Origin of the sequence: Azohydromonas australica DSM 1124 (genome assembly GCF_000430725.1) — a bacterium.
In the GTDB taxonomy this organism is placed as follows: Bacteria; Pseudomonadota; Gammaproteobacteria; order Burkholderiales; family Burkholderiaceae_C; genus Azohydromonas; species Azohydromonas australica.
Genome location: NZ_AUMO01000052.1, coordinates 1 through 22,388 on the forward strand (window position 1 = coordinate 1; position 22,388 = coordinate 22,388).

General features: G+C 71.8%; 16 protein-coding genes and 1 pseudogene. 6 read left to right on the forward strand and 11 right to left on the reverse strand.

The features are described from left to right. Both H537_RS0109255 and acs read right to left on the reverse strand, forming a co-directional pair. Positions 1 to 275 (reverse strand): annotated as a pseudogene (locus H537_RS0109255) (ISNCY family transposase); the annotation flags it as partial. 186 nt (positions 276 to 461) lie between these two features. Then, the gene (acs, locus tag H537_RS0109260) at positions 462 to 2,432 is read right to left on the reverse strand and encodes an acetate--CoA ligase (RefSeq protein ID WP_028997690.1); all 1,971 of its coding nucleotides are present in this window, start codon (positions 2,430 to 2,432) and stop codon (positions 462 to 464) included. A 169-nt stretch (positions 2,433 to 2,601) separates the two neighbouring features. Between acs and H537_RS0109265 the strand changes: the two genes are divergently transcribed. Then, positions 2,602 to 3,198, forward strand: coding sequence for a TIGR00645 family protein (locus H537_RS0109265; RefSeq protein ID WP_028997691.1), 597 nt, complete (start codon positions 2,602 to 2,604; stop codon positions 3,196 to 3,198). Positions 3,199 to 3,361: 163 nt separating this feature from the next. Continuing rightward, on the forward strand, positions 3,362 to 4,888 hold the full coding sequence (locus H537_RS0109270; RefSeq protein ID WP_028997692.1) for a fumarate hydratase: 1,527 nt from the start codon (positions 3,362 to 3,364) through the stop codon (positions 4,886 to 4,888). Between the two features lie 96 nt (positions 4,889 to 4,984). Here the strand turns inward: H537_RS0109270 and H537_RS0109275 are convergent, their stop codons facing one another. The 3 genes from H537_RS0109275 to H537_RS0109285 all read right to left on the reverse strand — a co-directional run bounded on the left by H537_RS0109275 (position 4,985) and on the right by H537_RS0109285 (position 8,223). Next, positions 4,985 to 5,626 (reverse strand): hypothetical protein, encoded by a 642-nt coding sequence (locus H537_RS0109275; RefSeq protein WP_028997693.1) that lies wholly within the window; start codon positions 5,624 to 5,626, stop codon positions 4,985 to 4,987. Between the two features lie 129 nt (positions 5,627 to 5,755). Beyond that, a complete protein-coding gene (locus H537_RS42025; RefSeq protein ID WP_064735935.1) occupies positions 5,756 to 7,150 on the reverse strand; it encodes a mechanosensitive ion channel family protein in 1,395 nt (464 codons plus the stop codon). Between the two features lie 131 nt (positions 7,151 to 7,281). Further along, a complete protein-coding gene (locus tag H537_RS0109285) occupies positions 7,282 to 8,223 on the reverse strand; it encodes a histone deacetylase family protein (protein ID WP_028997694.1) in 942 nt (313 codons plus the stop codon). Positions 8,224 to 8,254: 31 nt separating this feature from the next. On the opposite strand from H537_RS0109285, the gene H537_RS0109290 reads away from it, so the two are divergent. From H537_RS0109290 to mltB, 4 genes are read left to right on the forward strand one after another with little or no spacing between them, the layout of a single operon-like run. Next, positions 8,255 to 9,181 (forward strand): AAA family ATPase, encoded by a 927-nt coding sequence (locus H537_RS0109290; protein WP_028997695.1) that lies wholly within the window; start codon positions 8,255 to 8,257, stop codon positions 9,179 to 9,181. A gap of 14 nt (positions 9,182 to 9,195) precedes the next feature. After that, positions 9,196 to 10,164: a DUF58 domain-containing protein gene (locus H537_RS42030; protein ID WP_051242245.1), complete on the forward strand. Its 969-nt coding sequence runs from the start codon at positions 9,196 to 9,198 to the stop codon at positions 10,162 to 10,164. 8 nt (positions 10,165 to 10,172) lie between these two features. Then, positions 10,173 to 12,275 carry a transglutaminase TgpA family protein gene (locus H537_RS42035; protein WP_156901568.1) on the forward strand — a complete coding sequence of 701 codons (2,103 nt, stop codon included), beginning with the start codon at positions 10,173 to 10,175 and terminating at the stop codon, positions 12,273 to 12,275. A gap of 7 nt (positions 12,276 to 12,282) precedes the next feature. Further along, a complete protein-coding gene (gene mltB, locus H537_RS0109305) occupies positions 12,283 to 13,401 on the forward strand; it encodes a lytic murein transglycosylase B (RefSeq protein ID WP_051242247.1) in 1,119 nt (372 codons plus the stop codon). Between the two features lie 17 nt (positions 13,402 to 13,418). Here mltB and H537_RS0109310 read toward each other — a convergent pair whose 3' ends face one another. The 6 genes from H537_RS0109310 to H537_RS42050 all read right to left on the reverse strand — a co-directional run bounded on the left by H537_RS0109310 (position 13,419) and on the right by H537_RS42050 (position 22,384). After that, positions 13,419 to 14,084: a PEP-CTERM sorting domain-containing protein gene (locus tag H537_RS0109310; protein WP_028997697.1), complete on the reverse strand. Its 666-nt coding sequence runs from the start codon at positions 14,082 to 14,084 to the stop codon at positions 13,419 to 13,421. Positions 14,085 to 14,234: 150 nt separating this feature from the next. Then, the gene (locus tag H537_RS42040; RefSeq protein ID WP_028997698.1) at positions 14,235 to 15,977 is read right to left on the reverse strand and encodes a PAS domain-containing sensor histidine kinase; all 1,743 of its coding nucleotides are present in this window, start codon (positions 15,975 to 15,977) and stop codon (positions 14,235 to 14,237) included. A 184-nt stretch (positions 15,978 to 16,161) separates the two neighbouring features. Next, on the reverse strand, positions 16,162 to 17,169 hold the full coding sequence (locus tag H537_RS0109320) for an alpha-E domain-containing protein (RefSeq protein ID WP_028997699.1): 1,008 nt from the start codon (positions 17,167 to 17,169) through the stop codon (positions 16,162 to 16,164). 21 nt (positions 17,170 to 17,190) lie between these two features. Then, a complete protein-coding gene (locus H537_RS0109325; protein WP_028997700.1) occupies positions 17,191 to 18,627 on the reverse strand; it encodes a circularly permuted type 2 ATP-grasp protein in 1,437 nt (478 codons plus the stop codon). Between the two features lie 95 nt (positions 18,628 to 18,722). Then, positions 18,723 to 19,892 (reverse strand): transglutaminase family protein, encoded by a 1,170-nt coding sequence (locus H537_RS42045; RefSeq protein WP_084150550.1) that lies wholly within the window; start codon positions 19,890 to 19,892, stop codon positions 18,723 to 18,725. Next, positions 19,889 to 22,384: a circularly permuted type 2 ATP-grasp protein gene (locus H537_RS42050; protein ID WP_051242249.1), complete on the reverse strand. Its 2,496-nt coding sequence runs from the start codon at positions 22,382 to 22,384 to the stop codon at positions 19,889 to 19,891. Before H537_RS42050 ends, H537_RS42045 begins: the two co-directional genes overlap by 4 nt. Positions 22,385 to 22,388 lie beyond the last annotated feature (4 nt).

The following is a 22,388-nucleotide window of genomic DNA, read 5'->3' on the forward strand; positions in this document are numbered from 1 at the left end:
CCCACCAGCGCCAGCACGTCCAGCCCGAACTCATGCTGGGGCAGCACCAGCGCTCCTTCAGCCTCGGGGCGGTAGGGCTGGTGGTAGCGCTCGCACGACACGTTCTCGCAGCGTGAGATCCGCATGCGCAGTCCCAGCATGCCGCCCAGCGTCACCACCGTGCGGCGGTTCTCGTAGCGCCAGTGCAGCGACTCAGCGCACGCCGGGCATTGCTGCCTCAACACCGACAGCAGTTGGACCCGCTGCGGCACACCTCTGCAAGAAAGTCGCGCCATCGCACACCTCCGCGTGGCAGCAAACGATCTCTCTTGGAGGATTCAACGTTCAGCAAGTTCTGCCGTCCTAGCTTTTTTTGGCTTCCGGCCCGGCGACCCAATAAAAAAGCCCCGCGATGCGGGGCTTTTTCGCTGGTGCTGCCACAGCCGGTTGCTCACGCAACCGGCCGGGGCCGGTCAGCCGGCTCAGTAGGCCTGACCGAGCTGGTCCAGGATGGCCGGGTTCTCCAGCGTGGAGGTGTCCTGCGTGACGGCCTCGTTCTTGGCCACCGAGCGCAGCAGGCGGCGCATGATCTTGCCGCTGCGGGTCTTGGGCAGGTTGTCGCCGAAGCGGATGTCCTTGGGCTTGGCGATCGGGCCGATCTCCTTGGCGATGTGGTCGCGCAGCTGCTTGGCGATGGCCTTGGCCTCGTCGCCCGAGGGACGCGGACGCTTCAGGACCACGAAGGCGCAGATGGCCTCGCCGGTGGTGTCGTCGGGACGGCCCACCACGGCGGCCTCGGCCACCAGCTCGGTGCAGCTCACCAGCGCGGACTCGATCTCCATCGTGCCCATGCGGTGGCCGGAGACGTTGAGCACGTCGTCGATGCGGCCGGTGATGGTGAAGTAGCCCGTCTTGGCGTCGCGGATCGCGCCGTCGCCGGCCAGGTAGAGCTGGCCCTTAAAGTCCTCGGGGTAGTAGCTCTTCTTGAAGCGCTCGGGGTCGCCCCAGATGGTGCGGATCATCGACGGCCAGGGCTTCTTGACCACCAGGATGCCGCCCTGGCCCCAGGGCACTTCCTTGCCCGTCTCGTCCACCACCGCGGCCTGGATGCCCGGGAAGGGCAGCGTGCACGAGCCCGGCACCAGCGGCGTGGCGCCCGGCAGCGGCGTGATCATGTGGCCGCCGGTCTCGGTCTGCCAGAAGGTGTCCACGATCGGGCAGCGGCCGCCGCCCACGTGCTGGTGGTACCACTCCCAGGCGGCCGGGTTGATGGGCTCGCCCACCGAGCCCAGGATGCGCAGCGAGCTCAGGTCGTAGCTCTTCGGATGCACGGCCTCGTTGCTCTCGGCGGCCTTGATCAGCGAGCGGATGGCCGTGGGCGCCGTGTAGAAGACGGTGACCTTGTGGTCCTGGATCATCTTCCAGAAGCGGCCGGCGTCCGGGTAGGTGGGCACGCCCTCGAACACGATCTCCGTGCCGCCCAGCGCCAGCGGGCCATAGGTGATGTAGGTGTGGCCCGTGACCCAGCCGATGTCGGCCGTGCACCAGAACACGTCGTCATCCTTGAGGTCGAAGGTCCACTTGGTGGTCAGCGCCGCGTGCAGCAGGTAGCCGCCGGTGGAGTGCTGCACGCCCTTGGGCTTGCCGGTGGAGCCGGATGTGTAGAGCAGGAACAGCGGGTGCTCGGCCTCGACCCACTCGGGCTCGCACACCGCGTCCTGGCCGGCCAGGGCCTCGTCCATCCAGACGTCGCGGCCCTCGGTCATGGCCACGCCGGCGCCGCTGCGCTTGACCACCAGCACCTTCTGAACCGAATCGCAGCCGCCCAGCGACAGGGCCTCGTCCACGATGGCCTTCAGGGGCAGCTGCTTGCCGCCGCGCACCTGGTGGTCGGCCGTGATGATCAGCTTGGCGCCGGTGTCCTCGATGCGGTCACGCAGCGACTGCGCCGAGAAGCCGCCGAACACCACCGAGTGCGTCGCACCGATGCGCGCGCAGGCCTGCATGGCGGCCACGCCGTCGATGGACATGGCGATGTAGATGACGACGCGGTCGCCCTTCTTCACGCCCTGCGCCTTGAGCGCGTTGGCCAGGCGGCAGGTACGCTCCAGCAGGTCCTTGTAGGTCACCTTCGTGACCTCGCCGCCGTCGGCCTCGAAGATGATGGCGGTCTTGTCGCCCTTGCCGTTCTCGACGTTGCGGTCCAGGCAGTTGTAGGAGGCGTTGAGCTTGCCGTCGGCAAACCACTTGAAGAACGGCGCGTTGGAGCTGTCGAGCACTTGCGTGAACGGCTGCTTCCAGCTCAGCAGTTCCTTGGCCAGCCGGCCCCAGTAACCCTCGTAGTCAGCCTCCGCCTCGGCCACCAGCGCCTGGTAAGCCTCCATGCCCGCGACGTAGGCGCTCTTCGCCGTCTCGGCATCGGGTTGATACAGCTTGGTGTCGGCTTCGCTCATGGATGTCTCCTGCGTTCCTGCATTGGCAATGTTCGATGCCCGTGACAAAGGTCATTGATCGGGCGCACGAATCCACTGTGTCCAAAGCGCCTGACGAAGGGCTTACTTCTTGCTGCGGCGCAGCAAGGGAGAACCCTAGAATGCTGCGTTGCACAAGTGAATTTTCCTCATGCCCTCGATCCAAGACCCGACCCAGGCGCGCATGCGTCCCCTGCCCAACATGATCTTCGCCAGCCGGTGGCTGCAGCTGCCGCTGTACCTGGGCCTGATCCTGGCGCAAGGCGTGTACGTGTTCCATTTCTGGGTGGAGCTCATGCACCTGGTACAGGCCGCGCTGGGTGATACCCATGCCCTGGAGATCCTGGTCAAGAGCATCGGCTACAAGGCCGGACCCGATTGGGAGCCCAAGCTCAACGAGACGGTCATCATGCTGGTGGTGCTGGGCCTCATCGACGTGGTGATGATCTCCAACCTGCTGATCATGGTCATCGTCGGCGGCTACGAGACCTTCGTCTCGCGCATGAACCTCGAAGGCCACCCCGACCAGCCCGAGTGGCTCAGCCACGTCAACGCCTCGGTGCTCAAGGTCAAGCTGGCCACGGCCATCATCGGCATCAGCTCCATCCACCTGCTCAAGACCTTCATCAACGCCGAGAACTACAGCGAGAAGGTGCTGATGTGGCAGACCGTCATCCACGTGGCTTTCCTCCTCTCGGCCATGGCCATCGCCATGACGGACCGGCTGCTGTCCAGCAGCAAGCACTGAGCCCGATTCCAGCCCGCGGCCTCCCGGCCGCGGCGAGTCCGCCAGCGGACACGCGCCGGCGCATGCCGTGGAGCCTGCAACGACCGCGACGACCCGCCGTCAGGCTCTCCTCAGGTGCGCCGCTAAACTTGACGGGTTTGCCTCAACCCTCCCCCGGTGCTCCATGACCACGATCATCAAGCAGAGTGACCTGATCGACAGCGTCGCCGCCGCGCTGCAGTACATCAGCTACTACCACCCCGCTGACTACATCGCCCACCTCGCCCGCGCCTACGAACGCGAGGAAAGCCCCGCGGCCAAGGACGCCATCGCGCAGATCCTGACCAACTCCAAGATGTCGGCCGAGGGACGGCGCCCGATCTGCCAGGACACCGGCATCGTCAACGTGTTCCTCAAGATCGGCATGGACGTGAAGCTCGAAGGCTTCACCGGCTCGATCGAGGACGCCGTCAACGAAGGCGTGCGCCGCGGCTACCTGAACCCGGACAACGTGCTGCGCGCCTCGGTGCTGGACGACCCGATCTTCGCCCGCAAGAACACCAAGGACAACACGCCCGCCGTGGTCCACATGACGGTGGTGCCGGGCAACACGATCGACGTCACCGTCGCCGCCAAGGGCGGCGGCAGCGAGAACAAGACCAAGTTCGTGATGATGAACCCCAGCGACAACTTGGTGGACTGGGTGCTCAAGACCGTGCCGCTGATGGGCGCGGGCTGGTGCCCGCCGGGCATGCTGGGCATCGGCGTGGGCGGCACGGCCGAGAAGGCCATGCTGCTGGCCAAGGAAGCGCTGATGGAAGACATCGACATGTACGAGCTGCAGCAGCGCGGCCCGCAGAACAAGCTCGAAGAGCTGCGCCTGGAGCTGTTCGAGAAGGTCAACGCGCTGGGCATCGGCGCGCAGGGCCTGGGCGGCCTGACCACGGTGCTGGACATCAAGATCAAGACCTACCCGACCCACGCCGCTTCCAAGCCCGTGGCGATGATCCCCAACTGCGCTGCCACGCGCCACGCGCACTTCGTGCTCGACGGCTCGGGCCCGGCCTACCTGGAGCCGCCGAGCCTGGACCTGTGGCCCGACGTCGCCTGGGCGCCCGACTACAACAAGAGCAAGCAGGTCAACCTCGACACGCTGACCAAGGAAGAAGTGGCCAGCTGGAAGCCCGGCGACACGCTGCTGCTCAACGGCAAGATGCTCACCGGCCGCGACGCCGCGCACAAGCGCATCCAGGACATGCTGGCCAAGGGCGAGCCGCTGCCGGTGGACTTCACCAACCGCGTCATCTACTACGTCGGCCCGGTCGACCCGGTGCGTGACGAGGTGGTGGGCCCGGCCGGCCCGACGACGGCCACGCGCATGGACAAGTTCACCGAGATGATGCTGGCCAACACCGGGCTGATCTCCATGGTGGGCAAGGCCGAGCGCGGCCCCGCCGCCATCGAGGCCATCCGCAAGCACCAGAGCGCCTACCTCATGGCCGTGGGCGGCGCCGCCTACCTGGTCTCCAAGGCCATCAAGTCGGCCAAGGTGGTGGGCTTCGCCGACCTGGGCATGGAAGCCATCTACGAGTTCGACGTCAAGGACATGCCCGTGACCGTGGCCGTGGACGCCACCGGCACCAGCGTGCACCAGACCGGCCCCGCCGAGTGGCAGGCCAAGATCGGCAAGATCCCCGTCGCGGTGGCCTGAGCCCTGGGCTCCCCCTCGCACTGAAGCGGAAACGGCGCCCTCGGGCGCCGTTTTTTCATCCCGCGCGCCCGCCAGGAGCGCGCCAGCCGCTTCGGCTCAGAAGCGGTAGTTCACCGCCAGGCTCAGCTGCGGGATGCCCTTGATGCTGTCGGCGTCGTCGCGGATCTCAGCCAGCTCGCGGTCGATGTCGGCCTGCGACACCTGGCTCGACAGCAGCGTACCGCGCACCGAGCCGCTGACCTTGGGCTTGCCGATGGCCACGCCCAGGTCGAAGGCCAGGCTCCAGCCCTTCTCCGCCTTCGGCCCCCGTCCGTAACCGATGCCCAGGTAGGGCATGGTGCGCGGGAACTTCACCGCCACGTCGAAGCCCTCATTGGGGCCGGCCGTGTAGGTGGTGTTGCCGATGGTGATGGTGGCGCCGTTGCCGCTGCCGCGCAAGTCGGCCCGGGCATTGGTGAAGGTCAGGCCGCCGACGGCGCGCCAGTTGCCGGCGAAGTACCAGTCGGCAAACAGGCCCAGGCGGTCGGCCTTGATCTTGGCGTCGTAGTTCAGGTTGTCTTCGGTACGGCTGCGGCTGTGGTGGCCCAGGGTCGAGACGTCAGCGCGCAGCACCAGGCTCTCGGACACCGGCTGCGCATAGCCGAACTGCAGGCCCGGAAGGCCGATACCGGTATAGAAATCGCCGGCAAAGGCGGAGGAAGCCGCGGCCAGCGCGGCCGCGATCAGCAGTTTCTTCATGGTGGTGGAGTGCAGGTGGCGAAGTTGCGCCGCAGCGGCCCCGGTGGGCGACAGCGCGCCCGCATTCTGGAGGCAGGCGCCCAACCACCATGGCCTGAAAAGCGGGACAAAGCCCGCCTGGTCTGCGCTTCAGGACGGCGTGCCGGACGACTGCGGCCCGACAGCCGCGGCCGCCGGCAGGCCCTGCGGCACCGGGGACTGGGCCGGTGCCGGCGCGCCCGGGTGCAGCAGCTGCGCCACGGCTTCCGCCCCCGGCGCCGCCTGCACCTGCACCACGCGCTGCGGGAAGGGGATGTCGATGTGCAGCGTCTGCAGCTCGCGCAGCAGCGCGCGGTTGACGTCGCTGCGCACGCCGCCCAGGCCGTTTTCCGGGTCGCCAATCCAGTACGACACCGTCAGTTCCAAGCCATCGGCGGCGAAGCTCGACAGCAGCACCGCCGGCCCCGGCTCGGACAGCACCCGTGGCACTGCACGCACCACCTCGACCAGGCGCGGGATCAGCGCGTCCAGGTCGGTGCCGTAGGCCACCTGCACCGTGCTCGTCAGCACCACGCGCGGGTCGGAGAGCGTCAGGTTCTCCACCCGCTGCGTGATCAGCAGCTCGTTGGGCACGATCGACTCGCGCCCGTTGAGCGCGCGCACCACGGTGAAGCGGGTGTTGATGTCGGTGATGCGGCCCTCGAAGTTGTCCACCTTCACCACGTCGCCGATGCGCAAGCTGCGCTCGGCCAGGATCACGAAGCCCGAGACGTAGTTGGAGGCCAGCTTCTGCAGGCCGAAGCCGATGCCCACGCCCAGCGCGCCGCTGAACACCGACAGCGCCCCCAGCGGAATGCCCGCGGCCGACAGCGCCAGCAGCAAGCCCACCAGCAGCAGCAGCGCGCGCGTGACGTTGGCGGCGATCTTGCGCAGCGACAGGTTGCCGCCGAAGCCCGGCTCAGCGGTGCCGGAGAGCAGCCGCGTCTCGATGGCCGAGGACAGCCACAGCGCCAGCACCATCACCACCACCGAGGACAGCGCCCCCTCCACCAGGCTGCGCAGCGAGACGCTGCCGCCGCCCACCTTCCAGTGGATCTGCTCCATCTCCTCCAGCAGCAGCGGCAGCGCGCCGGTGAGCCACAGCACCAGCCCGATCCACACCAGCCACGACAGCGTGCGCTCCACCACCCGCACCAGCTGTGAGCGCGGAAACGCCACCTGCAGCACCCGCACGCCCAGCCGGATGATCAGCAGCGACGCCAGCACCGGCACCGCCAGCTGCAGCAGCACCGGGCGTGGCAGCAGTCCGCCCACGTGCAGCCCCCAGCGCGCGGCGAACACGCCCGCCAGCGCCAGCGCCGGGAACAGCACGCCGTCCACGACGTGGTCGCCCAGCCATACGCTCTTGGAGCCGGCGCTGCGCCGGCCCAGCAGCCACGTCACGGTCCAGGCCAGGCCCAGGCATGCCGCCAGCGTGCCCAGCTCGATGAGCAGGCCACGCTGCGTCAGCGACGCCAGCAGCGCCTGCAGGTTGGTCGGAGTCATGCTTCCCCTCGTTCTTCATCAAGGCGTCCCCAAAGGACGCCCCGGCCACGGTGCCGGCGGCGCCGTGGTCCGTTCCATTCATGTCCGGACAGGCCCGGAGCGCGTGCCGCGTGGCGCGCGCCCCGGCGGGCTCAGGGCGTCAGGTCGGCCAGCACGCGCAGGTGCGCCGCCACGCTGCGCGCCAGGGCGCCCAGGTCGTAGCCGCCTTCCAGGCAGGAGACGATGCGCCCGCCGGCATGGCGCTCGGCCACGTCCTTGATGCGCTGCGTGATCCAGGCGTAGTCGGCCTCCACCAGGCCGAGCTGGCCCAGGTCGTCGTCGCGGTGCGCGTCGAAGCCGGCGGAGAAGAAGACCATCTGCGGCTTGAACTCCTCCAGCCGCTGCATCCACATCGCCTCGATCAGCTCGCGCACCTCGGGGCCGCGCGTGTACGGCGGCACCGGCACGTTGACCATGTTGGTGCCCAGCGGCACCGCGCCGCTGCCCGGATACAGCGGGTGCTGGAAGAAGCTCAGCATCAGCACCCGGTCGTCGCCGGCGACGATGTCCTCGGTGCCGTTGCCGTGGTGCACGTCGAAATCGACGATCGCCACGCGCTGGAGCCCGCGCACGTCCAGCGCGTGGCGCGCGGCCACCGCCACGTTGTTGAAGAAGCAGAAGCCCATGGCGGCGTCGCGCGTGGCGTGGTGCCCGGGCGGGCGCACGGCGCAGAAGGCGTTGCCGGCCTGGCCGTCGATCACCGCGTCGGTGGCGGCCACCGCGGCGCCTGCGGCGCGCAGCGCCGCGTCCCAGGTGGCCGGGCAGGCGTAGGTGTCGGGGTCCAGCGCGCGGCGCTCGCCCTGGTCGCGCAGGCGCTGCAGCAGGTCCTGCATCTCCAGCACGTAGTGCGCGCTGTGCGCGAGCTCCAGGTCGGCGACGGTGGCCGGTGGCGCCTCGCGCCAATCGAGCGCGATGTCCAGGCCGGTGGCACGCAGGTGGTCCGCGATGGCATCGAGCCGCTGCGGACACTCCGGATGTCCCGCGCCCATGTCGTGCGCACGGCACGCGGGGTGGCTGTAGTAGGCGGTCGTCATGGCAAGGCCGATTGTGATTTAAGGTGACCCCATGAATGCGCGCCCTGCGGAACCCCTTCAAAGGCTTGTGGAACAGATCGGCGCCGTGGTGGTGGGCAAGCACGCGCAGATCGAGGACTGCGTCGCCTGCCTGCTCGCCGGCGGGCACCTGCTCATCGAGGATCTGCCCGGCGTGGGCAAGACCACGCTGGCGCACGCGCTGGCCATGTCGCTGGGGCTGCGCTTCACGCGGGCGCAGTTCACCGCCGACCTGCTGCCCAGCGACCTGCTGGGCGTGGGCGTGTACGAGCGCAGCCGCGAGCAGTTCGTCTTCCATCCGGGGCCGGTGTTCACGCAGGTGCTGCTGGCCGACGAGATCAACCGCGCCGGCCCGCGCACGCAAAGCGCGCTGCTGGAGGCGATGGAGGAGCAGCAGGTCTCCATCGAGGGCCAGACGCGCGCGCTTCCATCGCCCTTCTTCGTCATCGCCACGCAGAACCCCGGCGACCAGCTCGGCACCTTCCCGCTGCCCGAGAGCCAGCTCGACCGCTTCCTGATGTGCCTGACGCTGGGCTACCCCGACCGCGCCAGCGAGCGCGCGCTGCTGGCCGGCGAGGACCGCCGCGGCACCATCGCGCGGCTGGAGCCGGTGATGACGCCCGAAGGCCTGCTGGCGGCGCAGCAGGCGGTGCTGCGCGTGCACGCCTCGGACGCGCTGCTGGACTACCTGCAGGCGCTCATCGCCGCCACGCGCGACGGGCGCTGGTTCAGCCAGGGGCTGAGCCCGCGCGCGGGCATCGCCTGGCTGCGCGCCGCGCGCGCGCGCGCCCTGCTGCACGGGCGCGACTACGTGGCCCCCGACGACCTGCAGTCCATGGCGGTGCAGGTGCTGGCGCACCGGCTGCAGGTCGCGGCCGACAGCGGGCGCGGACGCGCAGCGCAGGTGCGCGCGATGGTCGAAGCGGTGGCGCTGCCCTGAGCCCGCGGCTGCGCATGCGTGCCCCGTTCCAGCGCTGGCTCCTGCGCCGCCACCCGCGCAGCGCGCGCTGGGTGATCGGGCAGCGCACGCTCTACATCCTGCCCACCGGCGCGGGCTGGGTGTTCGGCGCCGTGCTGGCGCTGATGCTGCTGGCGGCCATCAACCTGCAGCTCTCGCTGGGCTACCTGCTGGCCTTCGTGCTCGGCGGCACGGCCTTCGCCTCCATGCTGCAGACGCACCGCACGCTGCGCGGGCTGCAACTGCAACTGCGCGAGCCCATGCCGGGCTTCGCCGGGCAGCCGCTGGCGCTGCAGGTGGAATGCCTCAACGCCGGGCCGGCGCGCCACGGCATCGCGCTGGTGTGGGACGACGCCCGCACGCGCGCGGCCTGGGTGGACGTGCCGGCCGAGGGACACGCCGTGGTGGAGCTGCAGTGGACGCCCCCGGCGCGCGGCCTCCACGCGCTGCCCCCGCTGCGCGTGCAGACCAGCTATCCCTTCGGCCTCTTCCGCGCCTGGACGCTGTGGCAGCCGGCGGCCACGCCGCTGGCCTGGCCCGCGCCGGAGGTCCACGCGCCGCCGCTGCCGCGTGCCGAGCCCCGTCCCGGCGGCGTGCCGCGCCCGGCGCGCGAGGAGGACGGCGACTTCGCCGGCGTGCGCCCCTACCGCCGCGGCGACCCGCCGCACGAGCTGCTGTGGAAGAAGAGCGCGCACCACGGCGAGCTGGTCACACGCGAGCGCCAGGCCGGCGCCCCCGCGCCGCTGTGCCTGCGCTGGCAGGACAGCGGCGGCGGCGACACCGAGGCGCGGCTGGCACGCCTGACGGCCTGGGTGCTGGCGGCGGCGCGCGCCGAGGCGCCCTGCGCGCTGGAGCTGCCGGGGCAGCGCATCCCGGCCGGCACCGGCGCGGCGCACCGGCAGCGGCTGCTGCAGGCGCTGGCGCTGTGGGCGCAGGCGCCAGACACGGCCCCGCCGCGGAGCTGAAAGCACGCATGGCCTTCCCCTGGTCCGCCCGCCTGCAGGAGCTGCGCGCCGCACCCGCCCTGCCCCGCTCCACCCGCGACTTGCTCTTCTTCCTCGTCGTCATCGGCTGGACGCTGCTGCCGCACGCCTGGCGGCTGCCGCCCTGGTGCGGCGCGCTGGTGGCCGCGACGCTGCTGTGGCGCGGCCAGCTCGCGCTCAAGCGCCAGCCCCTGCCCCCACGCTGGCTGCGCTGGAGCCTGCTGGCGCTGGGCGTGGCGCTCACGGCCTGGAGCCACGGCACGCTGCTGGGCCGCGAGGCGGGCGTGACGCTGCTGGCGCTGCTCATGGCGCTCAAGACGCTGGAGCTGCACGCCCGGCGCGACGCGCTGGTGGTGTTCTTCCTCGGCTTCTTCCTCGTCCTCACGAACTTCCTCTATGCCCAGACGCCGCTGCTGGCGCTGGCCATGGCGCTGTCGGCCTGGGGCCTGCTGACCATGCTGGTGCTGGCGCACCGGCCGCTGGGCTACCCGCCGCTGCGCGAGGCCGCGGGCGTGGCCGCCGGCGCCGCGCTGCGCGGGCTGCCGCTGGCGCTGCTGCTGTTCGTGCTGTTCCCGCGCCTGGGGCCGCTGTGGGGCCCGCCGCCCCCGGCGCTGGCGCGCACCGGGCTGTCGGGGTCGCTGAGCCTGGGCGGCATGTCGGTGCTGGCGCACGACGACCGCATTGCCTTCCGCGTGCGCTTCGACGGCCCCGTGCCGCCGCTGGAGGCGCTGTACTGGCGCGGGCCGGTGCTGTCGGACTTCGACGGCCACACCTGGCGCCCGCGCCCCTCGCTGGAGCCGCCCCCGCCGCTGCAGCTCAACGGCCCGGGCGTGGCCTACGAGATGCAATTGCAACCCTCGCCGCTGCCGCTGCTGCCGCTGCTGGACTTCTCGCCGCTGGTGGACACGCTGCAGTTGCCGGCACAGCTTGGCGCCCAGGGCGGCTGGGTGCTGCAGCGCCCGCTGGCCGGGGAGCTGACACTGCAGGCCCACGCCTGGCCCGAGTACGAGCTCGGCCCCACCCAGGCCACGCCCGCGCTGCGCGAGGACGTGGCGCTGCCCGCGGGCTTCAACCCGCGCACGCTGCAATGGGCCACCGCGCTGCACCGGCGTCTGCCGCAGGCCGGCACGCCCGCGCTGGTGGAGGCGGTGCTGGCGCACATCCGCCAGGGCGGCTTCAGCTACACGCTGGCCCCGGCCGGCGGCGCGCCGGGGCCGCACGCGGTGGACGCGTTCTGGATCGACCGCCGCGAGGGCTTCTGCGAGCACTTCGCCGCCGCCTTCGTGGTGGTGATGCGCGCGCTGGACGTGCCCGCGCGCGTGGTCACCGGCTACCAGGGCGCCGATGCGTTCCCGCAAGACGGCTGGTGGACCGTGCGCAGCCTGCACGCCCATGCCTGGGCCGAGGTCTGGATCGAGGGGCGGGGCTGGCGCCGCGTGGACCCCACCGCCGCCGTGGCGCCGGACCGCATCCGCCTTGGCACCCGGGCCGAGGACGGCGACCTGCTCAGCCAGGCGCTGCAGCGCTGGAGCCCCACGCTGCTGCAGCAGTGGCGTGGCGCCTGGACCCGCTTCGACGCCACCTGGAACCGCGCCCTGCTGCAGTACGCCCGCGCCGACCAGCTGCGACTGCTGCGCCGGCTGGGCTTCGAGGCGCCCGACACGCCCACGCTGCTGCGGCTGCTGGCCGGGCTGCTGGCGCTGGCGGGCGCGGCCGGCGCGCTGGCCGCCGCGCGCACGCTGCGGCGCCCGCGCGAGCCCTGGCAGCGGCTGCAGCCGCGGCTGGAGCGGGGACTGGCGCGCCTGGGCCTGTCCAGGGCGCCGCACGAGACGCCGCGCGCGCTGGCGCGGCGCGTGCGCGAGCGGCTGGGCGAGGCCGGCGCGGCGGTGGAGGCGCAGCTGCTGGCGCTGGAAGCGCTGCGCTACGCCCCCGGGGCAACGGCCGACGCGCGCGCGCTGCGGCGGTGGCAGCGCGGTTTCGAGCGCGCGGTGGCGGCCGCGGTGGCCGCGGGTGGGACTTCCTGCGCGGGCACGCCGGCCCCGTGGGCCGCCGGGAGCCCGGGCGGTCCGGAGGCGCCGGTGCGCTCGCCATAATCGGCCGATGCCCTGCCGTATCCCTTCGCGCGCCGCCCTTGCCGTGGCGGCGCTGCTCGCATCCTCATCCTTCCTCGTTCCCGCCCACGCTGCCGAAGCCGCCGCCAAGACCAAGGCGGCCGGGCAGCGCACGCAGTCGCAGCACGCCGCGCGCAGCGTGCGCAACGACGGCGACCCGGACGTCGTCACCTACGGCCGCCGCGAGGACGTGATGCGCTTCGCCGCCGACGTGGCGCAGAAGTACGACCTGGACGAGGCCTGGGTGCAGCAGCAGCTGGAACAGGCGCGCTACCTCCCCAGCGTGGCCCGGCTGATCATGCCGCCCGCCGTCAGCACGGCGAAGAACTGGGCCGCCTACCGCGCCCGCTTCGTCGAGCCGCAGCGCATTGCCGCGGGCCTGCGCTTCTGGCAGGAGAACGAGCGCTGGCTGGCGCAGGCCGAGCAGCGCTGGGGCGTGCCCGCGTCGCTGGTGGTGGGCATCATCGGCGTGGAGACCTACTACGGCCGCAACATGGGCGGCTTCCGCGTGCTGGACGCGCTGGCCACGCTCTCCTTCGACTTCCCCAGCGGGCGCAGCGACCGCAGCGGCTTCTTCCGCGACGAGCTGGCGCAGCTGCTGGTGTGGTCCCGGCGCGAGGGGATGGCGCCCGCGGGCGTGCGCGGCTCCTACGCCGGCGCGGTGGGGCTGCCGCAGTTCATGCCCAGCAACGTCAACAAGCTGGCGGTGGACTTCGACGGCGACGGCCACGTGAACCTGATGGGCAGCGCCGCCGATGCCATCGGCAGCGTCGCCAACTACCTGGCCTCGCACGGCTGGCAGCCGGGACTGCCCACGCACTTCTCGGTGGCGCCGCCGGCCAACACGGCCGACCGCGCCGCGCTGCTGGTGCCCGACATCGTGCCCAGCTTCACGCCGGCGCAGTTCGCCGAGCGCGGCGCCGCGCTGGAGCGCGCCGCACAGGACGCGCAGGGACCGCTGGCGCTGGTGCAGCTCTACAACGGCGACGCCGAGCCCAGCTACGTGGCCGGCACGCAGAACTTCTACGCGGTCACACGCTACAACTGGTCCAGCTACTACGCGCTGGCGGTGATCGAGCTGGGCGCGGCGGTGGCGGCGGCGCGCTGAAAGGCGCGGTCGGGGCTTCAGCCCTGGCGACGGCGCCCCGCCAGGCCCAGTGCGCCCAGCCCCAGCCCGGCCAGCGCCAGGCTGCCCGGCTCCGGCACGGCTGCGCCCGTGGTGAGGGTCACGTTGTCCAGGGCGAAGCTCTCGTCGTCGCCGCCCTGCCAGCCCGGGCCGTAGGCCGTGAAGCTGAGCGTGTGAACGCCGGCGCTCAGGTTGCCCAGGGCCAGGTCCAGGCTGTAGGCGGAATCGCCGAAGACGACGCGGAAGCCCAGGTCCTGGGCATACGCCAGGCTGCTCAGGCCGGTCGCCGTCGTCGGCCCGCGTCCCTGGAAATTGTCGAAAACCTCGTCGAACAGCGGCGCGGCCCGGCCGTCCAGGCTGACCTGGAAGCGATCCGGTCCGTAACCCAGCGAGCCGTCGTCCCAGGAATCCAGGATGCCCAACGACAACGACAGCCTGGCGTTCTGCACGGCCTGTTCCAGGTTCAGCGTCAGGGTCACGGTGCCGTCGCTGCGCAGCAGGGAGCTGCCGAAACCCACGCCGGCATAGCCTTGGCTGCCTTCGACGCTGCCGCCGCTGAAGCCGCTGGCGTCGCTCTCGAAGTCCTGCTGGTAGATGACGGACGTGGCCATGGCGGGGACGGACAGGGCCAGGGCGGCCGCCACGGCGGCGAGTTGCTTGATCACTTCACTTCTCCCTTGTTGGTGTTCGAGGCGCCTCTGACGGGCGCAAAAGTAAGCGGACGTAAGTGAAGCATAAAAACCATGGTGCTTGCAGGGATGTGCCGCGCCGCCACCACGGAAAACCGAGGCACGACGCCGTGCCTGCGTGGCTGCTCAGCCCACGTCGAAGGGCAGCTTCAGGCTGAAGGTGCTGCCCTGGCCCGGCTGGCTGCTGACCAGCAGCGTGCCGCCCATCAGGTCCACCAGCCGCTGCACGGTGGACAGGCCGAGCCCGGAGCCGCCATGGCGCCGCGTCACCGAGGCGTCAGCCTGGGTGAAGGGCTCGAACAGGCGCGGCAGCAGCTGCGAGTCGATGCCGATGCCGGTGTCGGCCACGTCCAGGCGCAGCAGCACCTGGCGTCCACCCGGCACCAGCACGCGCGCGCGCAGCGTCACGCCGCCGGTGTCGGTGAACTTCACCGCGTTGGACAGCAGGTTCAGCAGCATCTGGCGCAGCCGCAGCGGGTCGGACACCAGGCGGCGCGGCAGCTCCGGTGCCAGCTCGGCCGACAGCCGCAGGCCCTTGGCCTCGGCCTGGGGCTGCAGCGCCGCCAGCACCTCGTCCAGCAGCGGCCGCAGCTCGAAGGCCACGGTCTCGATGCGCAGCTGGCCGGCCTCGATGCGCGAGAGGTCCAGCACGTCGTTGGTCAGCGCCAGCAGGTGCGCGCCGGCGTCGGCGATGTGCCCGACGTAGGCCTGGGCCTGCGGCGGCAGCGCCATCTGCTGCAGCACCTGGCTCAGCCCGATGACGGCGTTGAGCGGCGTGCGCAGCTCGTGGCTCATGTTGGCCAGGAAGGCGCTCTTGGCCGCGCTGGCGGCCTCGGCCTGGCTGGTGCGCCGGCGCAGCTCGTCCTCCAGCGCCTTGCGCTCGCTCAGGTCCGTGACCACGCCCAGCAGCCCCATGGGCTGCTGCCCGGCGTCGCGCAGCACGCTCAGGCTCAGCAGCCCGGGAAAGCGCCGGCCGTCGGCATGCGTGAACAGCCATTCGCTGCCCTGGCCCACCGGTATGCCCGAGACGTCCGCCTCGGCAATAGGCCGCAGCACCGGCATTGCATCGGCGGGCAGCGCCTGCGGCAATTGCGCCTGCAGGTCGCGCGCGTCGTGCAGCTGCAGCACCGGGCGGCCCAGCACCTGCGCCGCCGGCAGCCCGAACAGCGCTTCGGCGGCCGGGTTGAAGGACGTGATGCGCCCTTGCAGGTCGGTGGTGACGATGGCGCTGGCGGCGCAGCAGAGGATGGCCTGCTCGCGCGCGGCGAGCTGCTGCAGGGCCTGCGTGCGCTCGCGCACCTGGGACTCCAGCGTGGCGTTGAGATCGGCCAGGGCCTGCTCGGTGGCCTTGTGCTCGGTGACGTCGCGGGCAATGCCCAGCATGCCCGCGATGTGCCCCTCGGCCGAGCGCAGCGGCACCTTGACGCTGGCATACACGCGCTGCTCGGCGCGGCCGGCGTCCAGCAGCGTCTCCTCCACGCGCAGCGACTCGCCGTTGCGCATGATGCGCAGGTCCTCCGCCTCCAGCTTGTCGGCAAAGGCTGCGGGCAGCACGTCGCGGTCGCGCAGGCCCACCAGCGCCTGGCGCGAGCGGCCGAGCACGGCCGCCGCCGCGGAGTTGACCAGCGTGAAGCGGCCTTGCAGGTCCTTGATCCAGATCGGATCGGGCGAGGCCTCCAGCACCAGCTCCAGCAGCACTGCGCTGTGCTGTGGCGGCGCCTCACCGCCCTGCTCCGCCGGTCCGCCGGCCCGGACCGCGCTGCAGAAGTGCGTGCGGACCTTGGCGGCGAAATCGGAAAGCGCCTCCCAGGGCAGCGCGGTGCTGCAGGAGGTGCCGCGGCCGGGCGCGGCGGAAAAGCTCGAAGTCATGGCGGCAGGCGTCTGCACGGGCTGCGGAGGACCGGCCGCGCCCTGGACGCACCGGCAAGGGACTCAAGCAGGACCCTGGCCGCGAGGGAGCCGCACTGAGAGTGCGGCCAGCATGCCGCAGCGGCCGGCGCCGGCCGGCGGGCCGCGGGCGGTGCCCGCGGCAATAAGTCACGCCGGCGCGCCTTCAGGCCTCGGCCATCGGCACCAGGAAGTCCTGGCTGATGCCCACGCCCAGGTCGCCCACGCAGCGCAGGAACTCGACCAGGTACTCGTGCAGGCCCTCTTCCATGATTTCCTCGATGGTTCCCCAGCGCAGCTGCGCCTGCAGCTTGCCGGCCAGGCGCATCGTCTCGCGGCTGTGGTCGTTGGCCACGAGCTGCAGCTGCTCCATGATCCCGTTGAGGCAGGCCAGCAGCGAGCGCGGCATGTCCGGGCGCAGGATCAGCAGCTCCGCCACCTTCTCCGGCCGGATCACGTTGCGGTAGACCCGGCGGTAGATCTCGAAGGCGGAGACCGAGCGCAGCACTGCCGACCAGTAGTAGAAGTCCACCTCCTGCGACTCGTGCTGGCCCTGGCCCTGGCTCTGGGCTTGGCCGTGGTGCCCGTTGCCGTTCTGCGACTGCGTGAGCGCGCCGCCCAGCGCGTGCAGCTTGGCGTCCAGCAGCCGCGCGGTGTTGTCCGCGCGCTCCAGGAAGGTGCCCAGGCGCAGGAAGTACATCGCCTCGTCTTCGAGCATCGTGCCGGTGCGCACGCCGCGGCTCAGGTGCGAGCGGTACTTGACCCAGTCGAACAGCGAGGCCGGGTCGCGCTCGAAGGCGCCGCTGTTGAGCTGCTTGAGAAAGCCCAGCCAGGTCTGGTTCTGCGTCTCCCAGACCTCGGTGGTGAGCGCGCCGCGCACCGCGCGGGCGTTCTCGCGCGCCGCGCGCAGGCAGTTCAGGATGCTGGAGAAGTTGTTCTCGTCGCGCACCATGAAGTGCATGACGTTGTGGGCGTTGACCTCGCCGTACTTCTTCTTGAAGTTGTCCTCCAGCTCGGAGATGCCCAGCAGCCCGCGCCAGCCGGCCTCGGCGCGGTTGGCCGACTGCGGCAGCAACGAGGTCTGCAGGTTGACGTCCAGCATGCGCGCCGTGTTTTCCGCGCGCTCCATGTAGCGGGCCATCCAGAACAGATGGTCCGCGGTCCTCGACAGCATGACGTTGCGTCCTTTCTTGTCTTATTCCTCGAGCACCCAGGTGTCCTTGGTGCCCCCGCCCTGCGAAGAGTTGACCACCAGCGATCCCTCCTTGAGCGCCACGCGCGTGAGGCCGCCGGGCACCATCTGCACGCCGTTGGCGCCGCTGAGCACGAAGGGCCGCAGGTCGATGTGGCGCGGCGCGATGCCCGACTGCACGTAGGTCGGGCAGGTGGACAGGCTCAGCGTGGGCTGCGCGATGTAGTGCTGCGGGTGCGCGACGACCTTCTCGCGGAAGGCCTCGATCTCGGCCTTGGTGGAGGCCGGCCCCACCAGCATCCCGTAGCCGCCGGCGCCGTGCACCTCCTTGACCACCAGCTCGTCCAGGTGCGCCAGCACGTACTTGAGCGACTCCTGCTCGCGGCACTGCCAGGTCGGCACGTTCTCCAGGATCGGCTTCTCGCCCAGGTAGAACTCGACCATCTTGGGCACGTAGGGGTAGATGGACTTGTCGTCGGCGATGCCCGTGCCCACGGCGTTGCACAGCGTCACGCGCCCGGCGCGGTAGGCGCGCATGAGCCCGGCGCAGCCCAGCGCGCTGTCGGCGCGGAAGGCCTGCGGGTCGAGGAAGTCGTCGTCGATGCGGCGGTAGATCACGTCCACGCGCCGCGGCCCCTGGGTGGTGCGCATGTGCACCGTGTCGTCCTGCACGAACAGGTCCGTGCCCTGCACCAGCTCCACGCCCATCTGCTGCGCCAGGAAGGCGTGCTCGAAGTAGGCCGAGTTGTACATGCCGGGCGTGAGCACCACCACGGTGGGATCTTCCACGCCGGCCGGGGCCACGGAGCGCAGCGTCTCCAGCAGCAGGTCGGGGTAGTGCGCCACCGGCGCCACGCGCTCCTGGGCGAAGAGCTCGGGGAAGAGCCGCATCATCATCTTGCGGTTCTCCAGCATGTAGCTCACGCCGCTGGGCACGCGCAGGTTGTCCTCCAGCACGTAGTTCGTGCCCGTGCCGTCGGGGTTGGCCGCGCGCACGATGTCGATGCCCGCGATGTGCGACCAGATGTCGTGCGGCAGCTTCACGCCCGCCATCTCGGGGCGGTACTGCGCGTTGTTGAGCACCTGCTCGGCCGGGACGATGCCGGCCTTGAGAATCTCCTGCTCGCCGTACACGTCGGCGATGAAGCGGTTGAGCGCCGTGACGCGCTGGCGCAGGCCCTGCGCCATGCGCTTCCACTCCGCGCCGGGGATCACGCGCGGGATCAGGTCGAAGGGGATCAGCCGCTCGGTGCCGGCGCCGTCGTCCTGCGCGCCGTAGACGGCGAAGGTGATGCCCACGCGGCGGAAGATCATCTCCGCTTCCTGGCGCCGGGCATCCATGAGCTCGCGCGGTTGGCGCTGCAGCCACTGGGCAAAGCGGCGGTAGTGCTCGCGAACGGCGTCCGGGTGAGGACGCATCTCGTCGAAGCTGGGTCTCATCGTTCAGGCTCCTTCCTGCACGGCTTTCGCAACTTGTGTGCCACGGCCTCACCCATGGCCTTGCACACTGCTCGGACGGCACGCGCCGTGCCGTTTCAGCCAGTCTCCGCCCCCGGGTCTTCCCCCTCCTTGCTCCAGCGCACGGTGTGCACGCGCACGCTCAGCGAGTGCATGCCGCCGCCGCGGATGACGCCCCTCAGCGGCGTGACGTCGCCGAAGTCGCGGCCCACCGCGACGCGCAGGTGCTCGGTGTCGGGCACGACGCGGTTGGTCGGGTCCAGCTCCAGCCAGGCGCCGTGCACGTCCTCGTCGGCCCAGGCCCCGGGGCACCACACCGCGGCCCACGCGTGCGAGGCATCGGCGCCGACCAGCGCCGGGCGCCCCGGCGGCGGGCGCGTGAGCAGGTAGCCGCTGACGTAGCGCGCGGCCAGCCCCATGGCGCGCAGCGCGCCCACGAGCACGTGCGCGAAGTCCTGGCACACGCCGCACCGCCGCTTCAGCACCTCGGCCAGCGGGGTGTCGATCTGGGTGCTGGCGCTGCGGTACTCGAACTCGTCGTGGATGCGCTGCATCAGCTCGATGGCGGCCTGCGCCAGCGGACGCCCCGGCGCGAAGCTGGGCGCGGCGACCTCCCGCAGCGCTGCCAGCCGCGGCACGAAGGGCGACCAGGCGGTGAACTCCGCCGCCGGCGCCCACGGCCGCCCGGCCTGGAAGCGCAGCCGCTGTGCCACCGCCTCCCAGGGCCGCGAGGCCTCCGGCCGCAGCGCCGCGGCGCGTGGCAGCAGCCGCACGCGGCTGCGCGCGCGCACCTGCAGCGCGGCATGCGGGCGCGCCAGGCTGAACAGCAGCCGCGGGTTGCCGTGGCGGTCGATGTCCTCGCGCGCATGGTCCGGCGGCGGCTCGATGCGCAGGTCGAAGGCCTGCAGCTGCTGCCACGGCTCCTCGCGCGGGCGCAGCCAGGCCACGTGCTGCGCCAGCTCCACCGGGCTGCCGTAGTGGTACTCGGTGGTGTGCTCCACGGCCAGGCCCAGCTCGGCCTCGTCCGGCGCGGCGGGCTCGATGGGCGAGGCGCTCTCCCCGGCGACGAGCGGGCCGGTGGCGGCGGTGTTGAAGCCGATGAGGTCGGGCGCCAGCGCCTCGGCCGCGACCGCCACGGGCAGGCCGTCCCCGGCCTCCTGGGCAGGCGGCGCGGTCTCGGCGATCGGCGCGGGTGCGTCCGCCGGCGCGCCCGGCACGGAATCGGCGGAATCGGGATCGGGGGTCATGGCTTTTGCAGCGGGTCGCCGACGTGGGCGAAGAAGCGCTTGCCGATGTCGTCGGAGAGCTGCGCGCCGGCGTCGGCCAGCTGCGTCGCCAGCGCGTCCAGGCGGCGGCGCAGCGCCTCGTCATCCAGGCCGCGCAGCGCCTGCAGCGTCAGCCCCGGCCCCTGCGCGGGCAGCCCGGCGAGCAGCTCGTCGGCCACGTCGGCGGCGATGGGCAGCTTGCGCACCTCGGTGCGCAGCCGGCGCAGAATGCAGGTCCAGGCGCGCGGGTTGTTGTCGTCCAGCACCAGCAGGTCCACCAGCGCCAGCAGGTCCTGGTGGCGCTGGTAGCGGGCGCGGAAGGTGATGGTGCTGTCGTAGAGCTCCAGCAGCAGCGCGTTGCCCTCGGCCTCGGCCAGCGCGCCCTCGCGCAGCAGCACGCCGAACTGCGTGGCGTGGCTGACCAGGCGCTCGACGTGGCGCCCCACGGCCAGCAGCCGCCAGCCGTGGTCGCGCGTCATGCGGTCGGTCTGCGCGCCGGTGACGGCGGCCAGCTGCACCGCCAGCTCGTCCAGCGCGCGCAGCACCTCGGTGGTGGTAGGCGCGGCCTTGTCCTGCGGCTGCAGCGCCGAGCGCAGATCCGCCCCCATGCGCCGCATCAGGCCCCACTGCTCGGGCGAGAGCCGCTCGCGCAGGCTGCCCGCGGCGCGCGACAGCGCCCCCAGCAGCCAGCCCAGGCCGTTGCCCTCGTCGGCCAGGCCCTTGAGCAGCGCGCGGCGCAGCACCGTGCGCGAGGGCGAGGACACGCTCATGCCCAGCATGCCCGCGCGCTGCAGCAGCGCCCGCAGCGCGCGCTGCACCGGCGCGGGCAGCTCGGCGCCGGCGGTGCGCAGCAGCGCCGCGCGCGCCAGCCGCAGCGCCTGCTCGGTGCGCTCGGTGTAGCGGCCCAGCCAGTACAGGCTCTCGGCGGCGCGGCTGGCCACCGCGCCGCGCCGCGCCAGGATGTCGTCCACGCTCAGGCGTCGCGTGAGCATGCTGAAGGTGTCCACCGTGCCGTCGGTGCGCACCCACAGGTCCATCGCGCTGCCGACGCCGGGCAGCAGCGGGGCCTCGGCATCCGCCGCCGCGCGCGCCAGCCCACCGGGCAGCACCTGCCAGCTGCCCGCGCCGTCGGCCACCGCGTACACGCGCAATCCGACCGGCACGCCTTCGAGCCGGCCCTCGCGCCAGCGCAGCGCCTGCGAGCGCCCGGGACGCTCCTGCAGCGTCCAGGCGTCGGGATCGTCCGCGATGCGCCCCGCGTCGGGGCGCAGCGCACCGGCATCGGGCCCGAAGCTGGGGCGCATGCACAACTTCGGCAAATGCGGCTTCGCCGCCTCCCAGGCCGCGGCCTCGCCGCACCACCAGGAAGCCAGCGTGGGCAGCAGCAGCGGCTGGCCCATCAGTGCCTGCGCGATGCCGGGCAGGAAGCCCGACAGCGCCGGCGACTCCAGGAAACCGCTGCCCGGCGCGTTGGCCAGCGCCAGCCGCCCGGCGCGCAGCACCTGCAGCAGCCCGGGCACGCCGTAGTAGCCCTGGTGCTCGTCGAGCTCCAGCGGGTCGCACTGGTTGTCGCCGATCAGGCGCAGCAGCCCGTGCACCGGCGCCAGGCCTTCGAGCATCTTCCGGTACAGCCGCTCGCCGCGCACCGTGAGGTCGCCGCCCTCGACCAGCGGCAGGCCCAGGTAGCGCGCCAGGTAGGCGTGCTCAAAGTAGCCCGGCGCGTCCGGCCCCGGCGTGAGCAGCGCCAGGCGCGGGTGGGCGTCGCCGGCGGCCATGGAAGCCTGCGCGCGCAGCGACTGCAGCAGCTTGCGGAAGGTCGTCGCCATGTGCTGCACGCGCAGCTGCTCGAAGGCCTCGGGAAACAGCCCTGAGGTGACGAGCCGGTGCTGCAGCACGTGTCCCAGCCCGTCCGGGCACTGCGTGCGCTGCCCCGTCACCCACCAGCGCCCGTCGGGCCCGCGCGCGAGCTCGAAGGCCACCACGTGCAGGAACTGCCCGGCCAGCGGCCGGAAGCCGTGCAGCGGACGCAGGTAGCCCGGATGGCGGAACAGCAGCGCCGGCGGCAGCAGCGCGTGCTCCAGCAGCTGCTGCCGGCCGTACACGTCGGCCAGAATGAGCTGCAGGAGCTGCGCGCGCTGCGCCACGCCGCGCTCGATGGCAGCCCAGTCCGCGGGCTCCATCACCAGCGGCAGCAGCTCCAGCGACCAGGGCAGCGGTTGCTCAGTACCGTGTACGTTGTGCGCGATAGCATCGGCGCGCAGGTGCTGCGCGAGCTGCTGCGCGCGGCGCTGCAGGTCGGCGCCGAAGGCCTGCGGCCGTGCCGGCAGCGTGGCGAGCAGCCGCTGCCAGGAGGCGCTGAGGTTGCGGTCCGGGGCGCGCCACTCGTCGAGCGCACCGGTGGCGGGCAGCTTCGCCAGCCAGTCGGCGGCGCTGGCAGCCGCGCGCGGGCGGCTGCGGGGGGTGGCGACTCTCATCGCC